The organism is Gordonia sp. PS3, assembly GCF_041950545.1.
GTDB classification, from domain to species: Bacteria; Actinomycetota; Actinomycetes; order Mycobacteriales; family Mycobacteriaceae; genus Gordonia; species Gordonia sihwensis.
Genome location: NZ_CP169524.1, coordinates 936903 through 952053, shown reverse-complemented (window position 1 = coordinate 952053; position 15151 = coordinate 936903). Strand labels below are relative to the sequence as shown.

Below are 15151 nucleotides of genomic sequence, written 5' to 3'. Positions count from 1 at the left end.
CGGTCCAGTCAGAGGCTCTGCACCAGTTCGCTCACCACCGGCGGCACCGCACACGCCAGAGCGAAGCCGAGCGGAAAGACCAGTGCCAGCATGCGCGCGGTACCGGTCAGCCGAACGGCGATTGCCGCCGCCGACCCGGCCACGACCAGCACGCACGCCCCGATGTACGTCCACAGCGGGTCGAGGCCGGGCACGAGCACCGGGATGAGGAACCACAGCGGGACGGCAGCCATCAGGCCCGTCGCCACCCCGGCCGCAGCCACCGCCGCCGTGTTGAACGCGGCGGGCAGCAGTGCTCTCGGTCGCCTGGTCATGTCGCCGATTGTGACTGCCGCGCTCAGTAGACCGGCATGGTCGGATCGATCTGCGCGGCCCACGCCACGATGCCGCCCTGCAGGTGTGCGGCGTCGTCGAACCCGGATCTCTTGAGTGCGGCGAGCACCTCCGCCGATCGGATTCCGGTCTTGCAATACAGCACGATCGGCCGATCGTGCGGCAGGTCTCCAATTGCACGTCCCGACAGGATCTCTCCCTTCGGGATCAGCTGTGCGCCCGCGATGCGATTGATCTCGAACTCCACCGGCTCGCGGACGTCGATCAGCGCGGGCGGCGCCTCCGAACGCAGCGCCGCGTCGACCTGCGCCGGGGTGAGGGTGGACCCGGCGGCCGCCGCAGCGGCCTCGTCGGTCACCACGCCGCAGAACTCGTCGTAGTCGATCAGTGCGGTCACCGGCCGTCCCTGCGGATCCTTGCGGAGGCGCACGGTCCGGTAGGTCATCTCGAGCGCGTCGTACACCATCAGCCTGCCGAGCAGCGGTTCACCGATGCCGCAGATCAATTTCACCGCCTCGGTCGCCATGATCGAGCCGATCGACGCGCACAGCACTCCGAGAACGCCGCCTTCGGCGCAGGACGGCACCGAGCCCGGGGGCGGCGCCTGCGGATAGAGGTCGCGATAGTTGACGCCGCGACCGTCGGGAGCGTTCTCCCAGAACACCGACACCTGCCCCTGGAACCGGTAGATCGATCCCCACACGTAGGGCTTCCCGGCCAGCAGCGCGGCGTCGTTCACCAGATATCGCGTCGCGAAGTTGTCGGTGCCGTCGAGGATCAGGTCGTACTCCGAGAACAGGTCGACCGCGTCCTTCGCCTCCAGCCGCCGGTTGTGCAGCCGGACGTCGACGAACGGGTTCAGTTCGGCGATCGAGTCGCGCGCGCTCTCGGTCTTGAGTCGGCCGACGTCTCCCAGCCCGTGAATGATCTGGCGCTGCAGATTGGACGTGTCGACCACGTCGAAGTCGACGATGCCGATGGTGCCGACTCCGGCCGCCGCGAGGTAGAGCAGAGTCGGAGACCCCAGCCCACCCGCGCCCATCACCAGCACCTTGGCGTTCTTCAGCCGCTTCTGCCCGGTTACGCCGACGTCCGGGATGATGAGGTGCCTGCTGTAGCGCGCGACCTCGTCCCGGCTCAGTTCGGCTGCCGGTTCCACCAGTGGCGGCAAGGGCGACATTCTTCAGACCTCCGTCTCCGATCCCGAATACGTTCCAGCCATCCCGTCAGCGGGCGGTGGTCAGTTCGCGGGGAAGGGCCAGGCGTTCGGTTTGCAGACCAGCGTACGGTCGGCCTCCATGTCCGGGTCGAGCGCCATGATCTGCGCATTCGCGGTACCGAAGGTCTGCTGCATCATGATCGGCGCGAGCGCACCGTTCTCCTTGCACGGCTGGTGCTTCTCATATCCGATGCCGTGACCGGTCTCGTGGTTGATGAGGTACTGGCGGTACGTCAGATCGTCGCCCTGGAAGGCCTGCGCGCCGCGCACCCACCGCGCCTCGTTGATCACCACGCGCTTGTCGGGCGGATAGAAGCATGAGGTCTCCAGCTTGATCTGATATCCACACAGTTCGCGGGCGGTGTCGGTCGACGTGAGCGAGATCCGTAGGTCCGGCTCGCCGGTGTCGATGCGGCGGAAGGAGACGCGGCCGTCACCGATCCAGCTCTTCTTGTTCGCCAGCGTCGTGTCGACGAGTTTCGCGAAGGCCTGGTCGCCGCCGTAGTCCTGCGGCGACAGTCCCTTCTCCGCCTCGACCGTGTACGTGTAGACCTGCTTGGCCGTGCCCAGCTTGTCGCCGGTGCCGCGCACCACGCGGTAGACCTCGTCTCCCTTGCGCGTGAACGGACCGCCTCCGGGCAGGGCGCCGGCGGGCAGCGCCGCCTCCTGGATCTGCCCGGTCGGGGCGCCGATCGGCGTCGTCTCGTCCTGCACGTGGGTGTTGCGTACGTCGTCACCGGTAGCGGCGGTCTTGTCGACCGCGGTGTCGCCGTCGTTGCGGACGGTCATCACAAGCAGCACCACGGTGAGTACGGCCAGCACCGGAATGGCGTAGGCGCGCCAGCCGTATGTGCTGACGAACCGCCCCAGGGTGCTGCGCTTGCGCCGCTCCACCCGCTCGGAGCGCGACCGTCCGCTGTCGGAGATCGGATCCCAGCGGGCACGCAGCGGCTGGTCGGGCCGCGGGCGGCGGGGACGCTGCGCCCCGTTGTCTGGTGTACCGGTCACGCCACAACTTTCTCATAGATGCCCCCTCTCACCTCGCATCCACCCTCGGCCGCGATCCGGATGAGTGTGATCTGAAGCGCTCCGAGTATCCTTTGGGGATGTCGTCTCCCAGTTCCCAGACGTCGGCTCCGGCCGCAGCCGGGCGCTCGAGCACGCGCCTTCCGCGAAGTGCACGCCGCCGCCAGCTTCTCGACGCCGCCAGTGAGATCTTCGTCGAGCGCGGCTATCACTCCGCCGGAATGGATGAGATCGCGATTCACGCCGGTGTGAGCAAGCCGGTCCTGTACCAGCACTTCCCGTCGAAGCTCGACCTCTACATCGCCGTGGTCGATTCGCACGCGGAGAAGCTCGTCGCCGACGTGAACCGGGCGCTGCTGACCACCGTCGACAACCGCCGTCGTGTCCTCGCGGCTGTCGAGGCCTTCTTCGACTTCATCGACGACGACAACTCCGGATACCGCCTCATCTTCGCCTCCGACGCCATGGACCCGGCCGTGATCCGGCGTGTGGAAGGCGCCACCGAGGCCTGCGTCGACGCCGTCCACGGTCTCGTCATGCAGGATTCGGGGATGGATCCGTACCGGTCCCGGATGCTCGCCGCGGGACTGGTCGGTGCGAGTGTCGTGAACGCTCGGTACTGGGTGGACGCGAGCCGCCCCATCGACAAGGCCAGCGCGGTGGAGATCACCGCGGCGCTGCTCTGGGGCGGTCTGGCCGGCATTCCCCGCCAGACTCCGGGCGACGACTGAGAACTTCCGAGAACCGGTCCGTCTACACGGACCGGTAGACGGCGCTCTCGAAGTCGAGAGCGTGGCGCAGGGCGGCGGGGTCTGCAAACGGCAGTACTTGACAGGCCCACATCCCGGCGATGTCCGCGGACCGATCGATCCAGAAGTACAGGTTGGCCAGGCCGGCCCAGGCGAGTGAACCCGCACTCCGGCCCGTCGGCGCAGCGTCGTCGTTCACCATGAACGTGTAGGCCCACGACTTCGGCAGACCCGGGAAGAACTCGGCGTCGTGCGTGATCACCGGGTCGACGCCCCGCAACGCCGTGACCCGCTGCCCCTCGGCGAGACCGTTGCGAGCCGCCCACTCGACAGTGTCGCTGCGGAGCACGCGCCCACCGTCGCCCGCCCCGCCGCGCAGCCACATGCGGAGGAATCGGATGTAGTCCGGAACTGTGGAGTACAGGCCCTGACCACCCATCTGGACCTCGGGGTTCTGCGGCATGACGATGCCGGTGGCTTTGAGCGAACCGTCCGGCCTGCGCAGATGCACGGCGGCGCGGCGCTCCTGCATGGCATCGGTGAGCAGGAATCCCGAATCGTCCATGCCCAGCGGGGCGAAGACCCGCTCAGCGAGAACCTCCCCCAGCCGTGCGCCGCGTACTGCTTCGACCACGAGCCCGGCCCAGTCCATGTTCGATCCGTAGTTCCAGCGCGTACCCGGGTCGAACAGCAGCGGCGTCATCAGTGACGCACGCGTCGCCGTCACCACATCCGGGTAATGGCCCTGCCGCACCAGGGAGCGGTAGTTCTCGTCGAAGAACGGATAGGCGAATCCGGCCGTGTGGAGCAGCAGCATCCGAGTGGTGACCGGCGTCGCTGCCGAACGGATCCGCGGACTCCCGTCGGGCTCGAAACCGTCCAGCACGCCGATCTCGGCGATCTCCGGCACGTACTGCGCAGCCGGCGCGTCGAGGTCGATCAGCCCCTCCTCGACGCACTGCAGCACGGCCGTGCCGGTCAGCGGCTTGCTAGCCGAGTACAGGGCGACGACCGTGTCGGCCGTCATCGGGCGGTCGTCGGCGACGCTCGTGCTCCCCGCCGCGCCGGTGAAGACCGTCTCCCTCGCGTCGGTCACCGAGGCGACGACGCCCGGCACCCGGTCGGAGTCCGGACCGGTCACCGCATCGTCGAGCAACGCCCTGAGTCGGTCGGAGTCGACTCCGCTCATCGAGCTCAGGCCGCCCCGAAGCCGACCCGTCGGTTCTCGGCGCTGCCGACCTCCACGTAGGCGATCTTGGCTGCCGGGACCAGCACGCGCGATCCCTTGTCGTCGGTCAGCGACAGCACGGCGTCGGTTCCGCTCAGCGCGCGGTCGGCGGCCGCGTACACGTCATCGGCCTTGTCCGGGCAGGTGAATGCCAACTCGCGCGGGCTGTTCTCGATACCGATCTTGACTTCAACGCTCATAACTCCGGAATCCTACTCGTCACGCCAGCGACAGCTCGGCCATGCGCTGCCCGTGGCGAGCCGCCATGTTGTCGAAGAAAGCGGCGGCGTTGGCAAGCGTCGCATCACCTTCGAAGAGCAGCGCCATCACGTCTTCCTCCTCGGCGAGAACCCACTGCATGTGCGTGATCGCCTCACCCAGCAATCGACGGCCCCACAGCGCCAGCGGCGACGCCACGGCCGGATCGGCGGCGACCGCCGCCCGCACCTGGTCGACGGCGAACTGTGACGAACCGGTCTCGGCCATCACCGATTTCATCGTCGGACGCACCTCTTCGGGCATCACATCGGCCATCTCGGCGTAGAAGTCGGCGGCCAGACCGTCACCGACGTGCATCTTGACCAGCACCTCGAGCCACGACGTCGGTGTCGTCACGCGGTGATACTCGTCGAACACCCGGGCGTGCGCGGCCACTGCTTCCTCGGGTGCGCCGCCGTCGGAGCGGATCTGCTCGGCCAACACCTCGAAGTGGCCCATCTCGGCCGCGATCAGTCGCGCGATTGCGATGCGGTCGGCAGTCGTCGGCGCCATCGCGGACTCTTCGATCAGGCGATAGCACGCGGCGAACTCGCCCGCGAGAAGGACTTCGTAGAGCTTGCGAATGGCCGCTGCGTTGTTCGACATGCAAGTCAGAGTATGCAAGGCGGTACACTCGGAGACAGACGAGTCGCCGTTCCGCTCGCCGAATGCACGTTCATGGGCACCGCGCGGCCACTTCGAGCGGCCCGTCGGACATTGAGCGCGCACCTGCGAAGGGCCTCCGGGCCCGGCCGCCGAGGGTCCGGACTAACGATCAGGACCCCGTGGCCTCTCTTGTGTGCGTGCGCGAACACCCGCGAGAGGCTTGAACTGCATATGACCATTGATCCCACGGTGGGCGAAGCCACCGACGACGTCCAGACGACGATCGTCGACGAGGAGCACACCGCCCCGACCTTCGCCGAACTCGGCGTCGACCCCGCGATCGTCGCCGCCCTCGAGGCCGACGGCAAGACCCGTACCTTCGCGATCCAGGAACTCACCCTGCCGCTGGCGCTGGCCGGCTCCGATCTGATCGGTCAGGCGCGCACCGGCATGGGCAAGACCTACGGGTTCGGCATCCCGCTGATGCACCGGCTCGCCAACGCCGAGGCGACCGGCCTGCGCGCACTCGACAACACTCCGCGCGCCCTCGTCATCGTGCCGACCCGCGAACTCTGCGTCCAGGTCACCGAAGACCTCGAGACCGCCGCCAAGGGCGTCGACGTCACGCTCTCGAACGGCACCGTTCGCCCGATGAAGATCACGTCGATCTACGGCGGCCGCCCCTACGAGCAGCAGATCGCCGAACTCCAGGCCGGCGTCGACGTCGTCGTGGGCACGCCGGGACGCCTCCTCGACCTCGCGCAGCAGGGACACCTCGTCCTCGGCAAGGTCGGAGTGCTCGTGCTCGACGAGGCCGACGAGATGCTCGACCTCGGCTTCCTTCCGGACATCGAGCGGATCATGGGAGCCCTGCCCACCGACCGGCAGACGATGCTGTTCTCGGCCACCATGCCGGGTCCGATCGTCACCCTGGCGCGGACCTTCCTGAACCGCCCGACACATATCCGCGCCGAGCACGCGAACGACTCCGCGGTGCATGAGCGGACCACCCAGTACGTCTACCGCGCCCACGCAATGGACAAGGCCGAACTGGTGGCCCGCGTGCTGCAGGCGGAGGGCCGTGGCGCGACGATGATCTTCACCCGCACCAAGCGCACAGCGCAGAAGGTGGCCGACGACCTCGCCGAGCGTGGCTTCTCGGTGGGCGCGGTGCACGGCGACCTCGGCCAGGTGGCCCGTGAGAAGGCGCTGAACAAGTTCCGTGACGGCAAGATCGACGTACTGGTGGCCACCGATGTCGCGGCGCGCGGCATCGACGTCGATGACGTCACCCATGTCATCAACTACCAGTGCCCGGACGACGACAAGACCTACGTGCATCGCATCGGACGCACCGGGCGCGCCGGGCGCACCGGCATCGCGATCACCCTTGTGGACTGGGACGAGCTGCATCGCTGGGAGCTGATCGACAAGGCGCTCGGCCTCGGCATGCCCGACCCGGCGGAGACCTACTCCACCTCCGAGCATCTGCGCGAGGATCTGGGCATCCCCGCGGACGCCAACGGCCGTATCGGCGCCCCGGAGCGTTCGTCCGACGAACGGCGGGAGCCGCGCGCGCCGCGCGCCGATCGTCCCAAGCGTGAGCGGCGCCGTACCAGGGGCGGCAAGCCCGCCGGCGCCGAGGGCGCCACGACCGCATCATCGGCGGACGACGCCGAGCAGGCGGAGAAGAGTCCCACCGCCTCGACCGAGCAGCCGGAGGCCGATGGTGAGGCCAAGCGGCCGCGCCGCCGCCGTCGTCGTCGCAGCGGTGGTGCGAAGTCCGGTGAGGGCAGTGACGGCGCTTCGCGCGACGCAGCGCCCGCGGCAGCGGCCGAGTAGCTCCGCCCGGACGCTTTTCGCATACCCTCGCGAGAATGGGACGGATCAAACCCGAACGGCGCACCCGCACCGACCTCATCGTGACCGCGTTGATCGCGGCGATCGTGGTCGCGGCGGGTGTCGCCGTCTGGTGGACCAGCCCCGCCCGCCATACCGAGTCGGTGACCGCGACGACACCCGCCCCGGTCCAGCTGCCGGCTGAGAATGTTCCGCGCGAGGTCTCGGTCCGTTGGTCCGCGCAGTCGGACGTCACCACGGTCCCGCAGATCACCCGCGACTCCCTGGTGACCGCGTCCGGCGGCACGGTGGTCGCGCATCGGCTGAGCGACGGAACCGACCTCTGGAGCTACCGGCGGAATCTGCCGCTGTGCGCGGCGGCCGCGGGATGGACCGGCGGCGACAACGACGTGCTCGCGGTGTACCGGAACAGCCGGGGTTGCAGCGAGGTCACATCGTTGCGAGGTTCCGACGGTGCTCGTCACGCCGCCCGCACCAGTGACGCCGACGACACCGTCCACCTCTCCATCGATACCGGCTACGCCCTCCTGTACGGCCCGACGCGCCTCGAGACGTGGGGTTCGAATCTGGTGCGCGGGATCGAGTACGGGCGTGTCACGGCACCGGTGAACCCCGACGTGGCGCCCGACCGGACGCATTGCCGGCTGTACTCTGCGGTCTCCGGTGCGGATCGGGTGGCGATCGTGGAGCGATGCGATGACGATCCCGGCTATCGGCTGACGGTGCTCAGTTCGAATCTGACCAGCGACGAGAAGATCCGCCAGTGGGGTTCGACCCTGATCACCACATCGGCTGCGGGTCCCGCTCCCCGAGTGGTGGCGGCGACCGATTCCACGATCGTGGTCTACGACGGCGGCGCCGACCCGTCCGGTTCCGTCGGCGCCCCGCAGGGACCGCGTCTGCGCCTATTCACACCGCAAGCCGAGAGCCGAAGCGAACACCCGGTGGCCGGTGACGCCCAGGTTCCCGAGCGGAGCGATCCGATCATCGATCAGGGTGTCGTCTCGTTCTGGACCGGCAAGGCCACCGTGGTACTGGACGCCTCGAATGGAAACCCGATGTTCCAGGTGACAGATGCCATCGGACCCGGGGCGGTGATGGCGGGGCAACTGCTGGTGCCGATGCCCGGGGCCATCAGCGTGCGCCGCGTGTTCGACGGCCACGAGGAGTTCAGCATTCCGGTGGATCGCGGTCAGGTGGTCGGACCGGTGGCGCTGCGCGTGCTCGGCGATACGATCCTCGAGCAGCGGGGCACGCAGGTCGTCGCATTGCGCTGAGTGTGACAGGGCCGCTGTCCTCTGCACTGCGAATTGCGGGACGCGACGACCGTCTTCCATCTGAGTCCGGCGGGTGCCGATTCTTCGGTTGTCCGGCGTGGTGGATGGGGTTCAGGCGCCAGGGGTGTTCGGTGGTGGCTGGTCGCCAGGCCATGCGTCCGGCATCGGGCCCATCCGGGAGGATGATGGTCTCCCACTGTCCGCGTTTGGTGCCGACGGCGCGGTTGTGGCGCCCGCACGCGGCGCCGAGAGCATCGATGTCGGTGCGCCCGGCCGGGGTGACCCAGTCCGGTGCGTGATGGGCTTGAGTTTGGGCGAAGGGGCGGTCGCAGCCGGGTGCGGCGCAGCCGCGGTCGCGGGCGAACAACGCCAACCGCTGCGCCTTACTCGCACACCGCGCACCGCGGCCTTGGTAGAGGACTTCGCTGGTGTGATTCCGGAAGACCGCCAGGTGCGGCACGGCGTCGGCGGCGAGCCGGACGAGTTCGCCGATCGGCACCCGGGTGCCGGTGGCAGTCAGGGCGATTCCGGCGTGGGCGGCGAGTTCTTGATCGGTAACGGTGATGACCAACTCCGCCGGTATCCGACTCGGTGCACCGAGTCCGCCGTGGGCGAGAACGTAATCACACAACGCCAGCAACGCATCATGCGTGCGCTGAGCGGCACTGCGCAGATCCCGACCCCGCGCCGCCGCCAGAACCTCAACGTCGATGCTCTCGGCGTCAATGGTTCCAGTCGGGGAGTCGGGGTCGGCGGGGTTGTTCATGCCGGGTGCGGCCCAGGCGGTGAGGATGACTTCGAACTTGGCGCGTAGTTCCGGGGTCATGGCGCCGCGGACTTTGCTCATGAGTTGTCGGTCTTGCGGGAGGATGGTGATTCCGCGTCGGCGTTGCCGGTCGACGTGATCGCTCTCCTGCCCGTCGGGGTCCAGGTGAGCGAGCAGGCGGTCACCGACCTTGCCCAGATCATCCGGATTCAACCCGACGGCAGCCTGAGCGAGTTCGGCCTCCGCACGGGCTTTGACCTCCGGCGAGATGCAGCCGGGCACTTTCGCCAAAACGGCCGAGATCACCAACGCGTGTTCGGCGCCGACAGTCCCGGCCGCGACCGCGGCGGCGGTCGCCGGCTTCCGGGGAGGCAGCGTCTGCCCTTGAAAGTTCGAGAACTCGCCGATCGCCTCAGCCATCCGCAACCGCCGACCCGCCTCCCGGGTTCCCAGCCGCAAGCCCTGTGAGAGGTACTGATGCGGATTCAGATAGCCGGCGGTGCGGTGCGCGTTGCGGTCGGAGACCTCCACCAGCAGCGCCGCGGAGACGCCGTCCCAGCGTCGCCGAATGCGTTCGGCGGTCTGCGTGTGCGCCAGCAGTTCCGGTTCGGTCTCCGGCGACAGCGAGGTCTCGGCGAGTTTGACCGCCGCGGCATCGATCAACGCCAACAACTCCGCGGGCTGGTCCGGCAGCGCACCTGTGGCAACGACAGTCGCGACCGAATCAGTGATCGAATCGCTCATCGCCGCCACCTCCCCCGAGTGTTTCAGCTGGTCACACCATGTTTTCTTGACCTATCCGAACACTACCAAGGGGGTCTGACAGAACTCCCGAACCAATCGACCGACAGTTCGCCTCGCTAGATCTCCAACTCATACGTCCGGACGTCGGCACCATTCCACGACTGCCAAAGGTTGTCGGCGAGGTCGCGGTACGCGGTGGCGCCCTTGTTCTTCCGCCCGCGCATCACTGACGCACCGGAGGCCGAGGCCTCGGCGAAGCGGACGGTCCGCGGGATCGGCGGGTCCAGCACAGGCAGCGCATAGCGGTCCGAGACGTCCGACAGCACGTCGCGACTGTGGGTGGTCCGGGCATCGAACAGGGTCGCGACCGCACCGAGCATCTTGAGGTCCGGATTGGTGATCTGCTGAACTTCAGTGACGGTACGCAGCAACTGTCCGACGCCGCGGTGCGCGAGCGTCTCACATTGCAGCGGGACCACCACCTCGTCGGCAGCGGTGAGTCCGTTGAGCGTCAGAACCCCCAGCGACGGCGGGCAGTCGATGAGCACCACGTCGTAATCCTGCGCCACCTCCGCCAAGGCCCGTTTCAGCGCGTATTCGCGGCCCGGCCGCATCAACAGCAGCGCTTCGGCACCGGCGAGGTCGATGGTGGCGGGCAACAAGGTCACATTGTCGTCGGTATCGAGCAGAACGTCGGCGATGTCCTCGGCGCCGATCAGCACGTCGTGCACCGACTTGGTCAGCTGATCCGGGTCGTGCCCCAGCGAGAAAGTGAGGCAGCCCTGGGGATCGAGATCGACCACGAGAACCGAGACGTCCTCGTCGGCCAGGGCGGCGCCGATCGACGCGGTGGTGGTGGTCTTCGCCACTCCACCTTTCTGATTCGCGATGGCAAGGGTGCGCGTCATGGCCACCACCATACGGTGGCGTCCCTCATACCACCGGGATCAGGCGTCCGGGTCACACGTCCGGCTCACGCGTCCGGCGGCAGATCGTCCGCATTCAGCCAGGTGAGCGACGCCGGCGCGAAGAGCAGCACGAGGACCGCCAGCGCGACGATCGCGACCGGCACCCCGATGAGGGGAAGTCCGCTGCCGGTGATGAGGGTGTAGGCCACCGGCAACAGCAGAATCTGCGCCATCAACGAGACCCCGCGACCCCAGCGCCGTCCGCGAGTCAGGGCGAGGCCTCCCGCGAAGACGCCGCCGCCGATCGCCGCGAACCACGCGGCGGTGCCGTACCCGCTGATCGCGGCCTCGTGGTGCCCTGCCATCTCGCGAATCACAAGGACCACCGCGACGATGAGACCCAGTGCACCCTGGACCGCCGTCACGTAGCCCGCCCAGCGGAGGGTGCTCGGGACGCCGGGAACTCGGCGGATGGGATCAGAACTGCTCACTACTCCAGGGTATGGCCGAGCACCCCCGACTCGTGAATCGGGCTCGTGCCCGATAGTGTGATGCCTCGTGCGCGTCATGCTCATCACCAATCCGTTCGCCACCTTCACGACTGCTGAGGGACGTGACGCGCTGGCCAACACTCTCGATTCCCGATATCACGTCGATGTGGAACACACCACACATCGCGGCCACGCCGGAGAACTCGGGGCGCGCGCGGCCGCCGAAGGCTACGACGCGGTGGTGGTGCACGGCGGCGACGGCTCGGTGAACGAGGCGGCCAACGGCATCCTCGGCTCCCCGGACTCCTTGTCCCGCCCTCCTTCGAGCCTGCCGGCTCTGGGCGTCGTTCCCGGAGGAAGCGCCAACGTCTTCGCGCGGGCCCTCGGGATCGACCGTGACCCCTTGACCGCGACCGCGCAACTCATGGCGATACTCGACCGCGGCGAACGCCGCTCGATCAGCCTCGGCCACACACTCAACCGCTGGTTCCTCTTCAACGCCGGTATGGGCATGGACGCGATCGTCGTCCGCCGGATGGAGGAACTGCGACACAAGGGCAAGAAGGCGACCGCGGGTCGCTACTTCCGGACCACGGTCAGTTCGTTCGTGAAACCCTCCATCACTCCCCCGACGTTCACCGTCGAAGTCCCCGGACGCCCCGCGATCGACGGCGTGCGGTTCGGCTTCGTCAGCAATACCGGCCCGTGGACCTACTTCGGCACCCGGGAGATCCGGACGAATCCACACACCGACTTCGACCACGGACTCGGCATCTTCGCCGCCACGTCGGTCTCCGTGGCACGGAATGTGGTGCTCGGCGCTCGCCTCCTGGCCGGCACCGAACCCAGGGCTCACCATCTGTATCGCGACGACGATGTGGAATGGGTCCGATTCACTTCACCCGAGCCGGCCGACGTCCAGATGGACGGCGACTACCTGGGCGTTTACGACAAGATGGAGTTCGGCTACCGTCGCGCAGTACTGGATGTGGTGGCGGCGCAGAAGGCCGGTTAACCCCTGCGCTACTGGCCGGTAAGCACGTGTTGGGCCGCTTGCCAACCTGTTGTGATCTATCCGGCATTCGCCGCGCAGCTATAGCCAAGCGGCGATGCACAGTAGTACAACAGTTGTTGACGCAATCACCCACCCCCTGCCAAGCGACGTCCTGCGCCCCAAGCCAGGTGAATTCGGTATTGCAGCCCAAGTCGAATTTTGACGATCACGCATGCGTGCGCGACAACGCCGCAGGTTTAGAAGGAGTACGTAATGGACTGGCGCCACAAGGCTATTTGTCGTGACGAGGATCCGGAGCTGTTCTTTCCGGTCGGCACGTCGGGCCCGGCGATCGCCCAGGTTGCTGATGCGAAGCTGGTCTGCCAGCGCTGCCCGGTGACCGCTGAGTGCCTGGCATGGGCCCTTGAGACCGGTCAGGACGCCGGCGTCTGGGGCGGCATGAGCGAGGACGAGCGTCGCGCGCTCAAGCGCCGCAACGCGCGTACCCGCGCCCGCAGCGCCGTCTGACGCGACCCAGTTCACGAAGGGAGCCCCCGGTCCGAGACCGGGGGCTCCCTTCGTGGTCGCGTCCATGTCCTCAGTGGAGGTCGGTCCTCAGCGGGGCTCCTCAGTGCAGGGGAATGTCGAGCCGCACCCGGGTGCCGCCGGTCTCCGGCACCGGTGCGATCTCGATCTGCCCGCCGAGGTCGTTGGACACCAGAGTCCGGACGATCTGCAGTCCCAGCCGGTCCGAAGCCGCCAGATCGAACCCCTCCGGCAGACCGCACCCGTTGTCGGTGACCGTCACCTGCAGGTCGCGCACGTCGCGGATCGCGCCGACCACGATCTCCGCACCGTCCTGGCCAGGAGCGAAGCCGTGCTCGATCGAATTCTGGATCACCTCGGTGAGCACCATGACCAAAGGCATGGCCAGATCGGCGGGCAGGACTCCGAGTCGGTTCTCCCGCCGCACCGTCACGCGCGTACCGCCGTCGGGCAGCCACACGTCCACCAGCGACGACCCCAGTCGGTCGACCACGGTGTCGAGGTCCACCTCTTCGTCGACGCTGCCGGAGAGCATCTCGTGCACCAGCGCGATCGACGAGACGCGCCGTACCGCTTCTCCGAGGGCCGCGGTGGTCTCCGGGTTGCCCGAACGGCGCGCCTGCAGGCGCAGCAGCGCCGACACACTCTGCAAGTTGTTCTTGACGCGATGATGGATCTCGCGGATCGTCGCGTCCTTGCTGATGAGCGCGAGATCGCGCCTGCGCACTTCGGTCACGTCGCGGATCAGCAGGACCGCTCCCCGCGACTGCCCCGCCGATCGGAGCGGCACCGCCCGCAGCAGCACGGTGGCACGGCGCGCGTCGAGTTCCATCCGCAGCGCGATATCCGGAGAGGGCAGGCAGGCGCCGTCGGGGGTTCCGGCGGCCGCGGCGATCATCGCCTCGGCATCGGCAGACTCGAAGGGATCCGTCAGCAGGGCGGCGAGAACCTCAGCGATGCGCGAGCCGCCGAGGTCGGTGGTCCAGCCCATCCGGTGCACGGCCGACAGTGCATTGGGGCTGGCGTACGTGACCGAGCCGTCGACCTCGATGCGGATGAACCCGTCACCCGCCCGCGGCGTCGACAGTCCGAGCGTATTGGCCTCGTCGAGCGGAAAGGCACCCTCGACGACCATCCGGCAGAGCGCCTCGGCGGCGTCGCGGTACGCGGATTCGAGCGGTGACGGCGGACGCGGATCGGAGGCGTCGCCGGCGCGGCCGAGCACCGCGATCACCTCGCCGTCGAAACCGACTGGGATGGCGGTGCGTTCGATGAGCACGTTCCCGAAACGGGTGGCGATGCCCTCGCGCTCGATGACCCCCGACCGCAGCGCCGCGGCCATCAGCGGGTTGGCGCCCTGGGCACTCGCCGGCCGGTCCACCCGATGCCCCACCTCGTCCCGGGGGAACACCGTCGACGCCGTGTTCGGCCGCACCTGAGCCACATAGACCAGGCTCGGGGGCTCTCCGCCCGCACGACCGTCCTCATCGCGGACCGCGAGGAGGTAGTCGGCGAAGGAGAGGTCGGCCAGCAACTGCCATTCGGCCACCAGCCGCTGGAGGTGCTCGGCGGCCGCCGCGGAAAGCGTCGTGTGCTCGGCGAGGAGATCAGTGAGTGTCGCCATGGGCGCGGTTCAGAGCGAATCGGTGCGGCGGCCCGTAACGGTGGTCAGTCCTTCTCGTAGGTGGCGATGATGTCGCCGGCCTGGATCACGTCGCCGACGTTGACCTTGACCTCGGAGAGCACGCCGGCGTCCTCGGCCAGCACCGGGATCTCCATCTTCATCGACTCGAGCAGCACGAGGGTGTCGCCCACGTCGACCCGCTGACCGGCTTGCGCCGAGACCTCGAGGACAGTCGCAACGATTTCATTGACCACGTCTTCCGCCATGGATGACATGGTAACCGAGCGGCCGTTCGGCGCGTTCGCTTGTCGTCGTGATTAACGTCCGCGCCCGGCGACGTGAAATAATCGTCGTCGCATACCGGCCCGCACGATCTAAGGAGGTCCGTCATGGGTAAGCGCGGACGTAAGAAGCGCAGTCGTAAGAAGAACGCAGCCAACCACGGCAAGCGTCCCAACGCCTGAGTCGTCGCACTCAACGACGACGAAGCGGCCCGGCTCCTCGAGGGGATCCGGGCCGCTT

At 67.9% G+C, this 15151-nt stretch carries 17 protein-coding genes; 6 read left to right on the top strand and 11 right to left on the bottom strand.

The genetic code is table 11. The annotated features are described in order from the left end of the window. Window positions 1-8: 8 nt before the first annotated feature. Genes ACE11G_RS04345 through ACE11G_RS04335 form a run of 3 tightly spaced genes read right to left on the bottom strand, consistent with a single transcriptional unit; the run spans window position 9 to window position 2560 of the window. Window positions 9-314 carry a hypothetical protein gene (locus tag ACE11G_RS04345; RefSeq protein ID WP_062368007.1) on the bottom strand — a complete coding sequence of 102 codons (306 nt, stop codon included), beginning with the start codon at window positions 312-314 and terminating at the stop codon, window positions 9-11. Window positions 315-337: 23 nt separating this feature from the next. Then, window positions 338-1513 (bottom strand): adenylyltransferase/sulfurtransferase MoeZ, encoded by a 1176-nt coding sequence (gene moeZ / locus ACE11G_RS04340; RefSeq protein WP_062368008.1) that lies wholly within the window; start codon window positions 1511-1513, stop codon window positions 338-340. 60 nt (window positions 1514-1573) lie between these two features. Beyond that, complete coding sequence (locus ACE11G_RS04335; protein WP_045539968.1) at window positions 1574-2560, bottom strand: DUF3152 domain-containing protein; 987 nt, start codon at window positions 2558-2560, stop codon at window positions 1574-1576. Between the two features lie 98 nt (window positions 2561-2658). On the opposite strand from ACE11G_RS04335, the gene ACE11G_RS04330 reads away from it, so the two are divergent. Beyond that, window positions 2659-3309 (top strand): TetR/AcrR family transcriptional regulator, encoded by a 651-nt coding sequence (locus ACE11G_RS04330; protein ID WP_006895518.1) that lies wholly within the window; start codon window positions 2659-2661, stop codon window positions 3307-3309. Between the two features lie 22 nt (window positions 3310-3331). On the opposite strand, the gene ACE11G_RS04325 is transcribed toward ACE11G_RS04330, so the two are convergent. The 3 genes from ACE11G_RS04325 to ACE11G_RS04315 are packed head-to-tail and all read right to left on the bottom strand — an operon-like array spanning window position 3332 to window position 5419. Then, window positions 3332-4516: a serine hydrolase gene (locus tag ACE11G_RS04325; RefSeq protein WP_062368009.1), complete on the bottom strand. Its 1185-nt coding sequence runs from the start codon at window positions 4514-4516 to the stop codon at window positions 3332-3334. Window positions 4517-4521: 5 nt separating this feature from the next. Continuing rightward, on the bottom strand, window positions 4522-4755 hold the full coding sequence (locus ACE11G_RS04320) for a DUF3107 domain-containing protein (protein ID WP_045539973.1): 234 nt from the start codon (window positions 4753-4755) through the stop codon (window positions 4522-4524). A 19-nt stretch (window positions 4756-4774) separates the two neighbouring features. Beyond that, a complete protein-coding gene (locus ACE11G_RS04315; RefSeq protein ID WP_006895521.1) occupies window positions 4775-5419 on the bottom strand; it encodes a ferritin-like fold-containing protein in 645 nt (214 codons plus the stop codon). Between the two features lie 231 nt (window positions 5420-5650). Between ACE11G_RS04315 and ACE11G_RS04310 the strand changes: the two genes are divergently transcribed. Next, window positions 5651-7261, top strand: a complete 1611-nt coding sequence (locus tag ACE11G_RS04310) for a DEAD/DEAH box helicase (RefSeq protein WP_006895522.1) — start codon at window positions 5651-5653, stop codon at window positions 7259-7261. 35 nt (window positions 7262-7296) lie between these two features. After that, the gene (locus tag ACE11G_RS04305; RefSeq protein WP_062368010.1) at window positions 7297-8556 is read left to right on the top strand and encodes a hypothetical protein; all 1260 of its coding nucleotides are present in this window, start codon (window positions 7297-7299) and stop codon (window positions 8554-8556) included. Here ACE11G_RS04305 and ACE11G_RS04300 read toward each other — a convergent pair. From ACE11G_RS04300 to ACE11G_RS04290, 3 genes are all read right to left on the bottom strand, one after another. Next, the gene (locus tag ACE11G_RS04300) at window positions 8450-10066 is read right to left on the bottom strand and encodes a DUF222 domain-containing protein (protein ID WP_346074964.1); all 1617 of its coding nucleotides are present in this window, start codon (window positions 10064-10066) and stop codon (window positions 8450-8452) included. The genes ACE11G_RS04305 and ACE11G_RS04300 overlap by 107 nt on opposite strands. A 116-nt stretch (window positions 10067-10182) precedes the next feature. Continuing rightward, on the bottom strand, window positions 10183-10974 hold the full coding sequence (locus ACE11G_RS04295) for a ParA family protein (protein WP_039867080.1): 792 nt from the start codon (window positions 10972-10974) through the stop codon (window positions 10183-10185). Window positions 10975-11039: 65 nt separating this feature from the next. Then, window positions 11040-11465 (bottom strand): hypothetical protein, encoded by a 426-nt coding sequence (locus ACE11G_RS04290; RefSeq protein ID WP_039867043.1) that lies wholly within the window; start codon window positions 11463-11465, stop codon window positions 11040-11042. A gap of 67 nt (window positions 11466-11532) precedes the next feature. Between ACE11G_RS04290 and ACE11G_RS04285 the strand changes: the two genes are divergently transcribed. After that, on the top strand, window positions 11533-12480 hold the full coding sequence (locus ACE11G_RS04285; RefSeq protein WP_006895532.1) for a diacylglycerol kinase family protein: 948 nt from the start codon (window positions 11533-11535) through the stop codon (window positions 12478-12480). A 252-nt stretch (window positions 12481-12732) separates the two neighbouring features. Further along, entirely contained in the window at window positions 12733-12987 is a 255-nt protein-coding gene (locus ACE11G_RS04280) for a WhiB family transcriptional regulator (RefSeq protein ID WP_006895533.1), read from the top strand. A gap of 100 nt (window positions 12988-13087) precedes the next feature. On the opposite strand, the gene ACE11G_RS04275 is transcribed toward ACE11G_RS04280, so the two are convergent. Together ACE11G_RS04275 and ACE11G_RS04270 are read right to left on the bottom strand one after the other, a co-directional pair. Beyond that, window positions 13088-14629 (bottom strand): sensor histidine kinase, encoded by a 1542-nt coding sequence (locus ACE11G_RS04275; RefSeq protein WP_062365830.1) that lies wholly within the window; start codon window positions 14627-14629, stop codon window positions 13088-13090. 44 nt (window positions 14630-14673) lie between these two features. Continuing rightward, the gene (locus ACE11G_RS04270) at window positions 14674-14895 is read right to left on the bottom strand and encodes a biotin/lipoyl-binding carrier protein (RefSeq protein ID WP_006895535.1); all 222 of its coding nucleotides are present in this window, start codon (window positions 14893-14895) and stop codon (window positions 14674-14676) included. 123 nt (window positions 14896-15018) lie between these two features. On the opposite strand from ACE11G_RS04270, the gene ACE11G_RS04265 reads away from it, so the two are divergent. Continuing rightward, window positions 15019-15093 (top strand): 50S ribosomal protein bL37, encoded by a 75-nt coding sequence (locus ACE11G_RS04265; RefSeq protein WP_371865352.1) that lies wholly within the window; start codon window positions 15019-15021, stop codon window positions 15091-15093. The last annotated feature ends 58 nt before the right edge of the window (window positions 15094-15151 follow it).

Bases quoted from the DNA above. Each gene is read 5' to 3' on its own strand.
- ACE11G_RS04345 (WP_062368007.1), bottom strand. From the start codon at position 314: ATGACCAGGCGACCGAGAGCACTGCTGCCCGCCGCGTTCAACACGGCG.
- moeZ (WP_062368008.1), bottom strand. From the start codon at position 1,513: ATGTCGCCCTTGCCGCCACTGGTGGAACCGGCAGCCGAACTGAGCCGG.
- ACE11G_RS04330 (WP_006895518.1), top strand. From the start codon at position 2,659: ATGTCGTCTCCCAGTTCCCAGACGTCGGCTCCGGCCGCAGCCGGGCGC.
- ACE11G_RS04325 (WP_062368009.1), bottom strand. From the start codon at position 4,516: ATGAGCGGAGTCGACTCCGACCGACTCAGGGCGTTGCTCGACGATGCG.
- ACE11G_RS04320 (WP_045539973.1), bottom strand. From the start codon at position 4,755: ATGAGCGTTGAAGTCAAGATCGGTATCGAGAACAGCCCGCGCGAGTTG.
- ACE11G_RS04315 (WP_006895521.1), bottom strand. From the start codon at position 5,419: ATGTCGAACAACGCAGCGGCCATTCGCAAGCTCTACGAAGTCCTTCTC.
- ACE11G_RS04310 (WP_006895522.1), top strand. From the start codon at position 5,651: ATGACCATTGATCCCACGGTGGGCGAAGCCACCGACGACGTCCAGACG.
- ACE11G_RS04305 (WP_062368010.1), top strand. From the start codon at position 7,297: ATGGGACGGATCAAACCCGAACGGCGCACCCGCACCGACCTCATCGTG.
- ACE11G_RS04300 (WP_346074964.1), bottom strand. From the start codon at position 10,066: ATGAGCGATTCGATCACTGATTCGGTCGCGACTGTCGTTGCCACAGGT.
- ACE11G_RS04295 (WP_039867080.1), bottom strand. From the start codon at position 10,974: ATGACGCGCACCCTTGCCATCGCGAATCAGAAAGGTGGAGTGGCGAAG.
- ACE11G_RS04280 (WP_006895533.1), top strand. From the start codon at position 12,733: ATGGACTGGCGCCACAAGGCTATTTGTCGTGACGAGGATCCGGAGCTG.
- ACE11G_RS04275 (WP_062365830.1), bottom strand. From the start codon at position 14,629: ATGGCGACACTCACTGATCTCCTCGCCGAGCACACGACGCTTTCCGCG.
- ACE11G_RS04270 (WP_006895535.1), bottom strand. From the start codon at position 14,895: ATGGCGGAAGACGTGGTCAATGAAATCGTTGCGACTGTCCTCGAGGTC.